Origin of the sequence: Paraburkholderia aromaticivorans, from assembly GCF_012689525.1 — a bacterium.
In the GTDB taxonomy this organism is placed as follows: Bacteria; Pseudomonadota; Gammaproteobacteria; order Burkholderiales; family Burkholderiaceae; genus Paraburkholderia; species Paraburkholderia aromaticivorans_A.
On sequence record NZ_CP051516.1, the window covers coordinates 487616 to 499534 of the forward strand.

General features: G+C 63.9%; 10 protein-coding genes. 6 read left to right on the plus strand and 4 right to left on the minus strand.

The genetic code is table 11. From position 1 onward, the window contains the following. Positions 1–8 precede the first annotated feature (8 nt). Complete coding sequence (locus tag HF916_RS30245; RefSeq protein WP_168792569.1) at positions 9–620, minus strand: glutathione S-transferase N-terminal domain-containing protein; 612 nt, start codon at positions 618–620, stop codon at positions 9–11. Positions 621–780: 160 nt separating this feature from the next. On the opposite strand from HF916_RS30245, the gene HF916_RS30250 reads away from it, so the two are divergent. After that, positions 781–1713: a LysR substrate-binding domain-containing protein gene (locus HF916_RS30250; protein WP_168792570.1), complete on the plus strand. Its 933-nt coding sequence runs from the start codon at positions 781–783 to the stop codon at positions 1711–1713. A 196-nt stretch (positions 1714–1909) separates the two neighbouring features. Then, complete coding sequence (locus HF916_RS30255) at positions 1910–2245, plus strand: DUF4148 domain-containing protein (RefSeq protein ID WP_168792571.1); 336 nt, start codon at positions 1910–1912, stop codon at positions 2243–2245. Between the two features lie 69 nt (positions 2246–2314). On the opposite strand, the gene HF916_RS30260 is transcribed toward HF916_RS30255, so the two are convergent. Next, the gene (locus HF916_RS30260; protein ID WP_116118972.1) at positions 2315–2710 is read right to left on the minus strand and encodes an acyl-CoA thioesterase; all 396 of its coding nucleotides are present in this window, start codon (positions 2708–2710) and stop codon (positions 2315–2317) included. A 284-nt stretch (positions 2711–2994) separates the two neighbouring features. Here HF916_RS30260 and HF916_RS30265 point away from each other — a divergent pair, with 284 nt between their 5' ends. Then, positions 2995–4884: an ABCB family ABC transporter ATP-binding protein/permease gene (locus HF916_RS30265; protein WP_168792572.1), complete on the plus strand. Its 1890-nt coding sequence runs from the start codon at positions 2995–2997 to the stop codon at positions 4882–4884. Between the two features lie 113 nt (positions 4885–4997). Here HF916_RS30265 and murU read toward each other — a convergent pair whose 3' ends face one another. After that, positions 4998–5726 carry an N-acetylmuramate alpha-1-phosphate uridylyltransferase MurU gene (gene murU, locus HF916_RS30270; protein ID WP_168792573.1) on the minus strand — a complete coding sequence of 243 codons (729 nt, stop codon included), beginning with the start codon at positions 5724–5726 and terminating at the stop codon, positions 4998–5000. Positions 5727–5729: 3 nt separating this feature from the next. Further along, a complete protein-coding gene (locus HF916_RS30275; RefSeq protein ID WP_168792574.1) occupies positions 5730–6809 on the minus strand; it encodes an aminoglycoside phosphotransferase family protein in 1080 nt (359 codons plus the stop codon). 223 nt (positions 6810–7032) lie between these two features. On the opposite strand from HF916_RS30275, the gene HF916_RS30280 reads away from it, so the two are divergent. The 3 genes from HF916_RS30280 to pdxA all read left to right on the plus strand — a co-directional run bounded on the left by HF916_RS30280 (position 7033) and on the right by pdxA (position 11844). Next, on the plus strand, positions 7033–9399 hold the full coding sequence (locus tag HF916_RS30280; protein ID WP_168792575.1) for an LPS-assembly protein LptD: 2367 nt from the start codon (positions 7033–7035) through the stop codon (positions 9397–9399). A 67-nt stretch (positions 9400–9466) separates the two neighbouring features. Then, the gene (locus tag HF916_RS30285) at positions 9467–10828 is read left to right on the plus strand and encodes a peptidylprolyl isomerase (RefSeq protein WP_168792576.1); all 1362 of its coding nucleotides are present in this window, start codon (positions 9467–9469) and stop codon (positions 10826–10828) included. Positions 10829–10833: 5 nt separating this feature from the next. Beyond that, positions 10834–11844 carry a 4-hydroxythreonine-4-phosphate dehydrogenase PdxA gene (gene pdxA / locus HF916_RS30290; RefSeq protein WP_168792577.1) on the plus strand — a complete coding sequence of 337 codons (1011 nt, stop codon included), beginning with the start codon at positions 10834–10836 and terminating at the stop codon, positions 11842–11844. The last annotated feature ends 75 nt before the right edge of the window (positions 11845–11919 follow it).

Here is an 11919-nt window from a genome sequence, read left to right on the forward strand (position 1 = left end):
CGCAGCGCTCACTCCGCCGGCGTGCTCAGGAAAACCGGCAGGTCTTCCGCCAGTTCGGAAAACGACTGCAGGAACGGATGCGCCGTCTTGCTGACCGTCCCCGGCAGCATCATCTGCGTGAAGTGCCAGGCGACCGCCACGGTGACGTCGGCCGCGTCGAACTGGTCGGTTTCGATCGGCAGCGCCGCCGCGAGCTCGCGCTCGAGTTCGGCGTAAGCGGCGAACAACTGCGTGCTCACGCGATCGACCCACGGCTCGTGCTGCTTTTCCACCGGACGCAGATTGCGTTCGTAGACGATCTGCACAGTCTTCTCGCACGCGGCGAGCGCGAGTCCCGTGAGGCGGGCGGCGCGCAAGGCAGCGTCGGGACGCGTCGGGAAAAGCCGCTGGTTCGGGCCGGCCAGCATGGCGAGGTACTGCAGAATCACCGTCGAGTCCATCACGGTCTGGCCGTTGTCGGCGATCAGTGTGGGCGCCTTGACGACAGGGTTGATTCGCGCGAACTGGTCGTAGGTGCTGAACACCGAGATCGGCTCGTGCTCGAATTCGAGCTTCAGCAATTTGAGGCAGATAGCGACCCGGCGTACGTAGGGCGAATCCAGCATTCCGATCAGTTTCATCTCATTCCCGTTAGAACATCTATCATGGCGCGCCCGAGCTCTTCGTGGCCGCGCGGTTCCGCTTCCGGCCTACGTCGAGGCGCATCGAACCGATAGATTAAGCATCTCCGCACCGCAAAAAAAGCGACAATTAACGACGATTTACGTCAGAATTTCTTACATGAAACCGATTCCGCCTTTGACCGCGCTGCGCTGCTTCGAGGCTGTTGCCCGTTTGGGCGGCGTGACTCAGGCCGCGCGTGAATTGCATGTCACGCACTCGGCGGTGAGCCAGCAGATCAAGGTGCTGGAAGATTCGATGGGCCTCGCGCTCTTCATGCGCGAGGCGCGCGGGTTGCGGCTGACCGAGGAAGGACGGCTTTACGCGCTCGACATCCGCATGGCGCTGCGCGACATCACCCATGCGACGCGCCGCGCGCAGGCGCGCCCGCACGAAAGCGAATTGGTGATCACGACCTTGCCGTCGTTCGCGCAGCATTGGCTCGTGCCGCGCCTCGCCAGCTTTCGCGACGCGCATCCGTACTACCGGATTCGCTTGCAGACGAGTTTGCAGGTCGAGGATTTCCGCCAGGGCGCGAGCGACATCGGCATCCGCATGGGACAGGGGCATTGGCCCGACGTCGCGCAACAGAAGCTGTTCGATGACGACATGGTGGTGGTCGCCGCACCGCATTTCGCGCTCGCACCGCATGGCCGCTTGCCCGTCACCGCTGAGGACGTGATGGCCTGTCCGCTGATCTCGAGCCCCGATACGCCGTGGCACGACTGGTGTCAGGCAGCGCAGGTCGCGGAACCGGCCGAGGGCGCGGTGGTGCTGTCGGCGAACGACTCGAATATCGTGATCGGCGCCGTGCTGCAAGGCCAGGGCGTCGCCCTCGAACGGCGCAGCCTGGTCGCGTATGCGCTGGCGCGGGGCGAGTTGGTGCAGATCACCGACATCCGCGTGCCGTACCGTTATCCCTATTGGCTGGTCTGGCAGCAACGCGAAATGCTCAATGCCTCGCAGGCGCATTTCGCGCAGTGGATCGAAGGGCAGGTCGACACCTATCTGCGCAGCAGTGGCGCGCCAGCGGCGGCGATTCGTGCGGGTTAGCCCGTAGTTGTGGGCGTATTCGGTTTCCGCAGGCGTTTCGGTCGGATATATTCGTGATTCCCATCTCAGACTGCGCTGGGAACCACGAAGCACCGATTCACGTGGCGTTGCGCCCGATTTTTCGCTGCTTGCACTGGGTGATGGGCGTTTCGCCGTCGACTATCCGCCAATCCGACTGATCCGACTGGAGAGAACAATGACGTCTTCACCTGCAAAGAAACTGTCTGTGTTGCTGGCATCGGTTGTACTGAGCGTGGCTTGCGCCGCGCCGGCGTTCGCGCAAAGCGGCGGCGGTGGTGGTCCGGCGGGGAACGATTCTGACGCGGCCGTCCCGTCGGCCGCATCAAAAGCGGCGCCGTCTACCAAAGCTCAGCGCAAGGCCGCGCGCAAGCAGGCGCGGGCGAAGAAAAACGCCGAGTTGAAGAAGTTGGAGGCCAACGGCTATCAGCCGTCGAGCACCGATCCGAACTATCCGAACGACATTCAGAAGGCGCAGAAGAAGGCGGGAATTGGCGCGGCAGCGAGCCAGTGAGCCGGTACGAAGCCTAAATAAAACGAGGCGCCGCGGCGCCTCGTTTTTTATTGTGCGTCGTAAAGGCGCTCAATCCAGCACCGGCAGCGCGCGCGGGCGCCGGTCGCTATCGGTGGCGACGTACGTCAACGTGGCTTCGGTAACTTTCACGAGATCTTCGGTCAGGCTCATGCGCTGCGCGTAGACCTCGACCGCCACGGTAACCGACGTGTTCCCCGTCTTGACGATGTCCGCGTAGAAACTCAGCAGATCGCCGACGAACACCGGCTGCTTGAACACGAACGAGTTGACCGCGATGGTCGCCACTCGCCCGTTGGCGCGGCGGCTCGCCGGAATCGAGCCGGCAATGTCCACTTGCGCCATGATCCAGCCGCCGAACACGTCGCCGTGGACGTTCGCGTCCGAGGGCTGCGGCACGACGCGCAGCGCGCAGTGCTTTTGCGGAAGTTGAAGAATATCGGTCATCGGGGCACCCTTGAGAAACGTGTTGGCTCGGTCGGCTCGACCGGCAGGCGGGGGATTTCACGACAACGGTACGGCACGCACCGCGCGGCCAACGTGCCACCTACGGCGGGCCGACCCATGAAAAGCGGCGCCAGCCGGCTTCTGCGACAATAGAAAGATCAGGAATTGTACGGGAAAGCGCCCAGCGAGGTCGCGCGACAAAAAGCAGTGTGCCGGGCAGGCATGCCGCGGTCGGCGCGCCGCTGCGAACTCCGGCATTTCCACACTCTCCCCAGCCGATCCCCATGCGCCGCACGCCCTCGTCCGAACCCTCCCCGATCTCCACCCAGCCGCGCAACGACTGGCAGACGATCCTGTCGCTGCTGCCGTATCTCGCCACCTATAAATGGCGGGTCGGCTTCGCGCTGAGCTGCCTGATCGGCGCGAAGGTCGCCAATCTCGGCGTGCCGATCGTGATGAAGCGGATCGTCGACGGCCTCGTCTCGGTGCAGCATCTCACCGCGCTCGGCCGCGCGCACGATTCGCCGGGCATCGTGCTGCTGGGCGGCGTCGGCCTGCTGGTGGTCGCGTATGCGGTGGTGCGGCTGTCCACGTCGCTGTTCACCGAACTGCGCGAGATTCTGTTTTCGAAGGTGACCGAAAGCGCGGTGCGCCAGCTCGCGCTGAAAGTGTTCCGCCATCTGCATGCGCTGTCGCTGCGCTTTCACCTCGAACGGCAGACGGGCGGCATGTCGCGCGATATCGAGCGCGGTACGCGCGGCATCACGCAACTGATCTCGTATTCGCTGTACAGCATTCTGCCGACGCTCGTCGAAGTCGGGCTCGTGCTCGGCTTTTTCGTCGTCAAATACGAGGCGTATTACGCGGTGGTCACGTTCATCGCGCTTACCGTGTACATCGTCTTCACGGTGAAGGTCACGGAGTGGCGCACGCATTTTCGCCGCACCATGAACGATCTCGATTCGAAGGCGAATTCACGCGCGATCGATTCGTTGCTGAACTACGAGACGGTCAAGTACTTCGGCAACGAAGAGTGGGAAGCGAGCCGTTACGACGAAAACCTCAAGCGCTATCGCACGGCGGCGATCAAGTCGCAGCGCTCGCTGTCGGCGCTGAACTTTGGGCAGCAGGCGATCATCGGTACGGGGCTCGTGTTCATTCTGTGGCGCGCGACGCAAGGCGTGATGGCCGGGCGCCTCACGCTCGGCGATCTGGTGCTGATCAACACCTTCATGCTGCAGCTTTATATTCCGCTGAATTTTCTCGGTGTGGTGTATCGCGAATTGAAGCAAAGCCTCACCGATATGGACCGGATGTTCACGCTGCTCGGCGCCGCGCAGGAAGTGCCCGACCTGGAGAGTGCGCTCGCGTTGCGCGTGAGCGGTGCGCAAGTGCGCTTCGAGCGGGTGAACTTCGCGTACGAACCGGCGCGCCAGATTCTGCACGACGTGAGCTTCACGATTCCGGCGGGCACCACGACCGCGGTGGTCGGCCATAGCGGCTCGGGTAAATCGACTCTCGCGCGGCTGATGTTCCGCTTCTACGATCTGGACCGCGCGACGGGCGGCGCGATCACCATCGACGGTCAGGATATTCGCGACGTCACGCAGGATTCGCTGCGCGCGTCGATCGGCATCGTGCCGCAGGATACGGTGTTGTTCAACGATTCGATCTACTACAACATCGCGTACGGCCGGCCGTCGGCGACACGCGAGGAAGTGGTCGCGGCGGCGCGCGCGGCGCATATTCACGAGTTCATCGAAGGCTTGCCGAAGGGCTATGACACGCCGGTCGGCGAACGTGGCCTGAAGTTGTCCGGCGGCGAAAAGCAGCGCGTGGCGATCGCGCGGACCATCCTCAAGAATCCGCCGATCCTGTTGTTCGACGAAGCGACCTCGGCGCTCGATTCACGTTCCGAGCGCGCCATTCAGCACGAGCTCGATCAGATCGCCCGCGAGCGCACCACGCTGATCATCGCGCATAGGCTTTCGACCGTGGTGCACGCGCAGCAGATCATCGTGATGGACAAAGGACGGATCGTCGAGCGCGGCACGCATGCGGAACTGCTGCGCGCGAACGGCCTGTTCGCGCAGATGTGGGCGTTGCAGCAGCAGCGCGCGGCAGAAGCGCCAGAGTCGGTGGAAACGGTGAGCGCAGGAGACGGCGGGCGATAAATTTGCGCGGCGATTTTTCGCGTTGTCGCCCTGCAATGCGACACGAAACTCTAGCGCCGAACGCCGAACGCCGAACGCCGAACGCCGAACGCCGAACGCCGAACGCCGAACGCCTAGCGCCTGCCGTCTGGCACGCGCAAACGCTGATCCAGTTCGCCCAACTGAGCCGGCGTGCCGACGTTCTCCCACAAACCCTCGTACAACTCGCCGCTCGCGAGACCGCGAGCAATCGTGTCGCGATAGTACGGCGTGAGCGCGCGTCGCGTGCCGCTCGGCAGATCGCGGAACATGCGCGTGTCGTAAAGACCGATATTGCCGAACGTGAAGCGCGACTGGGCGTCGAGCGAGAGCGCGCCGCCGTCCACCAAACCAAAGTCGCCGTTCGGATGAAACGCCGGGTTCGGCACCATCACCAGATGCATGCCCGGCTCGGGCAAGGCCTGCAATTTTTCGGCGTGCGCATTCAGCGTCGCGTAATCGAAGTCGGCGTACACGTCGCCGCTGACCGCGACGAACACTTCGCTCGCGCCGTCATCCTCGAGCAGCGGCAACGCCTGCACGATGCCGCCTGCGGTCTCCAACGCCTCGCGCTCGGCCGAATAGCGCAACTGGACTTGCCAGCGCGAACCGTCGCCGAGCGTGGCTTCGATCTGCTCGCCGAGCCACGCGTGGTTGATCACAATGGTTCGAAAGCCCGCTTGCGCGAGCCGTTCGATCTGCCACACGATCAGCGGCTTGCCGCCCACGTCGAGCAAAGGCTTCGGGCATGTGTCGGTCAACGGACGCATGCGCTCGCCGCGTCCGGCGGCGAAAATCATCGCTTTCTTCAGGGACATCGTCATCGGTCAGAAGGTGTAGCCGACTTCATTCGCGCGGCCTTCGAGATCGTCGAGGAGCTTCGCGAACGGACGCAGCGGGGCATAGCGCTCGGCGACCTTGCGCGCGTAGCCGATGAAACGCGGCAGGTCCTTCATGTAGTGCGGCTTGCCGTCGCGATAATTGATCCGGCAAAAGAGGCCCAGCACCTTGATGTGCCGTTGCAGGCCCATCCACTCGATCTGGCGGTAGAACTCGCCGAAATCGGGATCGACCGGCAGGCCGGCTTTTTTCGCCCGCTCCCAGTAGTACACGAAGCAATCCAGCTCGAACTCTTCGTCCCAGCTCAGGAACGCGTCGCGCAACAGCGAGGCGACGTCGTAGGTGATCGGGCCGTACACCGCGTCCTGGAAGTCCAGCACGCCGGGGTTCACGGGATTCGGTTCGGCGGCGATCATCAGATTGCGCGGCATGAAGTCACGCAGCATGAACACCTGCGGCTGCGCGCGGGCGCTCGCGATCAGCAGAGCGAACGTGCGATCGAGCACGCCACGGATTTTTTCGTCCGCCTCGCGGTCAAGATGCCGGCCGAGGAACCACTCCGGCATCAACTCCATCTCGCGGCGCAGGAAGGCTTCGTCGAACGGCGGCAGCACGTCTTCACGCGACGTGAGTTGCCAGCGGATCAGCGCGTCGAGCGCGTCGCGCATCAGCGCACGGGCGCGGCGCGGGTCGTCCGCGTTTTGCGCTTCGCTCAGCGCGCCGAGGTACGAAGCCGTGCCCAGATCGGTGACGAGCATGAAGCCGGCCTCGAAATCGACCTCCAGCACACGCGGCACGTGCACCTCGGCGGCCTCGAGCAACTGCGCGACCTGCGCGAATTCGCGGCACTTTTCGGGCGGCGGGGCATCGACCGCGATCAGCGTGCCGTTGCTTTTGCCTTCCGCCGCCTTACCGGCGAGCCGGAAATAGCGGCGAAAACTGGCGTCGGACGAAGCCGGGGCAAGTGTGTCGAGCTCGAGCGCATAGCGCGCCGCGTGGCCTTTCAGCCAGACTTTGAGCAGGTCGAGACGGGTATCGGTGGAGTCTTGGGATGAGGGCAGCGTCATGAAAACCGGCGGCAAATTCAGAGGGGCAACGTCTTGCCATATAATACCCCACGACTTTTTTGACGCGGCTCACGCCAGCTTTTCGCGTATTCCGCTTTACCGCCCGCCTCATCGTTCAACAGATTGTAAATATTGATGTGCAGCCGACTGTCACGGTCGGGGTGTGCAGGCGGTGGACCGTGACTGCAGATGCTGACGGACGAGCCGATTCGCCAAACGATACATGCCGCCTAGACAGCTTTCCCAAACGACTCCCTCTTGTGCTGTTGTGCCGCGCAAAAGGCGGCTCGTCGCGGCGTTGATCGCCGTTCCGGGCCTGATGCCCGCGCTTGCGCACGCCCAGCTGGTGGGGGAAGCCGCGCAGCCGCAACCTATCGACGCGCCCTGGGGCATGCAGCTCGCCCCGCAGCTCGAAGACCGTCCGCTGCAGACGGGCCAGAAGCCGGCCACGTTCGTGCTCGGCGACACGACCACCGGCACCAGCGACCAGGACATGGCCGCCAAGGGCTCGGCCGAGGTGCGGCGCAATACGGTCGTGATCAAGGCCGACGCGCTGCATTACGACCAGGACACGGACATGGCCGACGCGTACGGCCAGGTCCACGTGGTCAACAGCGGCAATTCGTTCGTCGGCCCGGAAGCGCACATGCGCGTGGATTCGAGCGAAGGTTTCATGACCGCGCCGAAGTACCACTTCAACGTGACGGGCGGCTCGGGCAGCGCGGAGCGCGTCGACCTGCTCGACAACGAGCGCTCGGTCTTCACGAAGGGCACCTACACGGCCTGTGCGTGCGCGGACGATCCGGCCTGGTACATCAGGGGCAGCGAGTTCGATTTCGACACCGGCGCGGACGAAGGCGTCGCCCACAACGGCGTGCTGTTCTTCCAGGGCGTGCCGATATTCGCCTCGCCCTGGCTGTCGTTTCCGCTTTCAGGCGAGCGGCGCAGCGGGGTTCTGCCGCCCACGTTCTCGCTGAGTTCGTCGAACGGCTTCGAACTGTCGGTGCCGTATTACTTCAACATCGCGCCGAATCGCGATCTGACGGTCACACCGCGTCTGATCTCCAAGCGCGGTGTGCAGTTGCAGTCCACGTTCCGTTATCTGTCGCCCACGTATTCCGGTTCGATCACCGGCGAGTTCCTGCCGGACGATCACCTGACCAAGACCAACCGCTACGCGCTGTACATCCAGCACAACCAGAACTTCGGCAACGGGTTCGGCGGCTACATTTACTACAACAAGGTTTCGGACAACACGTATCCGGAAGACCTGTCGTCGTCGGTCAGTCAGTTCATGAACGGTACCCAGCTCCTGTATCAACAGGAAGCCGGGTTGACCTACAGCAACGGACCGTGGTCGGTGCTCGCGCGTGAACAGCACTGGCAGACGCTGGCGCCTTCAACGGCGCCGTATGGCCGCGAGCCGCAGTTGAACGTGAAGTACGCGAAGTACAACGTCGGCGGCTTCGACTACGGCGCGGAAGCCGATTACACGAATTTCAGCATCACCACCGCGGACCAGACCGAAGGTCAGCGGGTGATGTTCAATCCGTACCTTGCGTATTCGGTGGTCGGGCCGGGTTACTTCGTCACGCCGAAGGTGCAATGGCACTTTGCGTCGTACAACCTGCGCAATATCAGCGGCGACGTGCCGGTCGGCACGCCGAAGAACTTCACCGAATCGATCCCGACGTTCACCTTCGATACGGGTTTGATCTTCGACCGTTCGGTACGAATCTTCGGCCAGGATTACATCCAGACGCTCGAGCCGCGCCTGTACTACGTGTACACGCCGTATCGCAATCAGGAATCCGCGCCGCTGTTCGACACCGCCGACTCCGACTTCGGGCTGGCGGAAATCTTCACGCCGAACACCTTCGTCGGCAACGACCGGATCGCCGACGCGAACCGCCTCACGGCCGCCCTCACCACGCGCTTCATCGACGCGGCCACGGGTGACGAACGGGCGCGTTTCGTGATCGCGCAGCAGTATTACTTCCAGGACCAGCGCGTCACGCTGCAGCCGACCCAGACCAGCGCGCAGGCCACCCATTCGGACCTGATCGCGGGTGCGTCGTTCAAGCTCGGCGCCGGTTTCGCTTCGGAAACGGCGTTCCAATATAATGCCGACAACAACCAGTTGGTGAAGACGAGCGTCGGCTTCGGGTTCAGCCCGGCCACCGGCAAGGTGATCAACGTCGGGTACCGTTACACCCGCGCGAACACCACGCTGGACAACCAGCCGATCAATCAGGTGCTGATTTCGGGGCAATGGCCGCTCACGCATCGGGTGTTTGGCGTGGGCCGTTTTAATTACGACCTGGGCGGCCATCGGATCGTCGACGGTCTGGTCGGCCTGCAGTACGACGCCGATTGCTGGACGCTCGGCGCGGGGATCCAGCGCTACGCGAACGGTCTGAACACCTCGGGGCAGAATCAGTCGAGCACGCGGTTTCTCGCGCAGTTGACGTTCAAGGGCTTGTCGAGCGTCGACAACGGGCTGATGAGCGCATTCCGCGCCAGCGTGGCGGGCTATACGCCGTTACCGCCACCGCCGCCGCCGGAATCGCGTTTCACCAATTACGAATGACGCTCGCCCGATCATTTATAAAGTGCGAAAAGACGGGCCAGGCGCGCCCGACATCATTGGAGTATCTGTGGCAATCATGAAAAAGCTTCGCTTGGCAACGCTTGCGGCCGGTCTGGCCGCCGCGGCGTCTTTCCTGTCGGTCGCGCCGGTGCAGGCGCAGGCGCTGGGCGGCAATAGCGGCCAGACGGTCGACACCATTGCCGCAGTGGTCAACAACGGTGTCATCACGCGGCGCGAGCTCGACGAACGCATGGGCCTGATCACCCGCCGCCTGAACCAGCAGAACGCGCCGGTCCCGCCGATGGACCAGTTGCGTCAGCAGGTGCTCAACCAGATGGTGCTGGAACGCATCCAGTTGCAGAAGGCAAAAGAAGACAACATCAACATCGACGACGCCACCGTGCAGAAAACGCTCGAACGGCTGGCCGCGGCGAACAACCTGTCGCTCGACGTGTACCGCTCGCGCATCGAGGCGCAAGGCGTGCCCTGGAGCACGTTCACCGGCGACGCGCGTACCGAACTGACGCTCTCGCGTCTGCGCGAGAAGGAAGTGGACAGCAAGGTCACGGTGTCGGACGCCGAAGTCGCGAACTACATCGCCAGTCAGCGTGGCCCGAACGCCGGCGCGACGAGCGACCTGCATCTGCAGCACATTTTCCTGAAGGCGCCGCTGAACGCGTCGGAGACGGATATCGAAGCGGCGCAGCAGAAGGCCCAGGCGTTGCTCGCCGAAGCCAAGGGCGGCGCCAATTTCGACAAGCTGGCGAAGTCCAGTTCGCAGGCGCCGGATGCATCGAAAGGCGGCGATATCGGCTTCGTTTCGCCGTCCAAGCTGCCGCCTGAAGTCGTCAAGGCTGTCTCGACGATGCGTCCCGGCGAAGTCAATCCGGATCTGATCCGCACCACCGACGGTTTCGAAATCGTACGTCTGGTCGATCGCCGTGCGGGTCAGGGCGCCAGCTCGGATGCGCCGAAGCTCGTGCAAACGCACGTGCGCCACATTCTGCTGCGCGTCGGCGACGGCATGTCGGAACCGCAAGCGCGTCAGAAACTGCTCGAAATCAAGAACGAAATCGCCACGGGCGGCGACTTCTCGAAATTCGCGCATACTTATTCGCAAGACGGTTCGTCGTCGCAAGGCGGCGACCTCGGCTGGATTAGTCCGGGCGAGACGGTGCCGGAATTCGAGCGCGCCATGAACAACCTGCAGGACGGCCAGATCAGCGATCCGGTTCGCAGCGAATACGGCTACCACCTGATTCAGGTGCTGGGCCGCCGCGAATCCGAAGGTTCGGTCTCGCAGCAAATGGATCTGGCGCGCCAGGCCATCGGTCAGCGCAAGGCGGAACAGGCTTACGCCGACTGGTTGCGCGAACTGCGCGATACCGCGTATGTGGAAGTGAAGCCCACTCTGTCGAGCACGCAATAACCGTCATGACAAGCACCGCCCAGTCTGCCCGCCCACCGTTGCAGATCGCGATCACGACCGGCGAGCCCGCCGGCGTCGGTCCCGAATTGACGGTGCAGGCACTGGCGGGCGCGGCGGCGCATTGGCCCCACGCGCAGTTCACCGTGCTGGGCGACGCGGACCTGCTCGCTGAACGCGCGCGCGCCGTGGGTGTCGACTGGAGCGCGCTGGTGGCGGACGGCAAGCGCGTGCGCCTGCAGCACCGGCCGCTCGGAGCGCCTGCCGTCGCGGGCAAGCTCAACGCGGCCAACGGCCGCTACGTGCTCGACCTGCTCGACAGCGCGATCGACGGCGCGGTAGCCGGCACGTTCGACGCGATCGTCACCGCGCCGCTGCAAAAGAGCACCATCAACGATGCCGGCGTGCCGTTCACCGGCCACACCGAATATCTGGCCGAGCGCACGCACACGCCGCGCGTGGTGATGATGCTGGCCGGCACTGGCAAGCGCCCGTTGCGCGTCGCACTGGCGACCACGCATCTGCCGCTCAAGGATGTCTCCGCTGCGCTGTCCATCGAAGGCATTGTCGAGACGCTGCGCATCATCGATCACGATTTGCGGCACCATTTCGGTTTGCCGGCGCCGCGTATTCTCGTGACGGGGCTGAACCCGCACGCGGGCGAAAACGGTTATCTGGGCCGCGAGGAAATCGAGGTCATCACGCCGGCGCTGGAGCTCGCGGACGCTCAAGGCATCGACGCGCGCGGTCCGTATCCGGCCGACACGCTGTTCCAGCCGCGTTATCTGGACGAGGCCGACTGCGTGCTGGCCATGTTCCACGACCAGGGCCTGCCGGTGTTGAAGTACGCCACGTTCGGCGAAGGCATCAATGTCACGCTTGGTTTGCCGATCATCCGCACCTCGGTCGATCACGGCACCGCGCTCGATCTGGCCGGCACCGGCCGCGCCGATGCGGGCAGCCTGATCGCCGCGATCGAGACGGCGGTGTCGATGGCGCAGCACCGCCGCGCGGGCTGATTCGGCGCCGCCGCGCGGCGTCTCGCGTGTATCCTGCCGCTAGCAGCAGCGTAGGCAGCATGGCGAGCGCGCCGA

Excerpts from the sequence above, each read along its gene's own strand:
- HF916_RS30245 (WP_168792569.1), bottom strand. The coding sequence starts at position 620 with ATGAAACTGATCGGAATGCTGGATTCGCCCTACGTACGCCGGGTCGCT.
- HF916_RS30250 (WP_168792570.1), top strand. The coding sequence starts at position 781 with ATGAAACCGATTCCGCCTTTGACCGCGCTGCGCTGCTTCGAGGCTGTT.
- HF916_RS30255 (WP_168792571.1), top strand. The coding sequence starts at position 1,910 with ATGACGTCTTCACCTGCAAAGAAACTGTCTGTGTTGCTGGCATCGGTT.
- HF916_RS30260 (WP_116118972.1), bottom strand. The coding sequence starts at position 2,710 with ATGACCGATATTCTTCAACTTCCGCAAAAGCACTGCGCGCTGCGCGTC.
- HF916_RS30265 (WP_168792572.1), top strand. The coding sequence starts at position 2,995 with ATGCGCCGCACGCCCTCGTCCGAACCCTCCCCGATCTCCACCCAGCCG.
- murU (WP_168792573.1), bottom strand. The coding sequence starts at position 5,726 with ATGACGATGTCCCTGAAGAAAGCGATGATTTTCGCCGCCGGACGCGGC.
- HF916_RS30275 (WP_168792574.1), bottom strand. The coding sequence starts at position 6,809 with ATGACGCTGCCCTCATCCCAAGACTCCACCGATACCCGTCTCGACCTG.
- HF916_RS30280 (WP_168792575.1), top strand. The coding sequence starts at position 7,033 with ATGCCGCCTAGACAGCTTTCCCAAACGACTCCCTCTTGTGCTGTTGTG.
- pdxA (WP_168792577.1), top strand. The coding sequence starts at position 10,834 with ATGACAAGCACCGCCCAGTCTGCCCGCCCACCGTTGCAGATCGCGATC.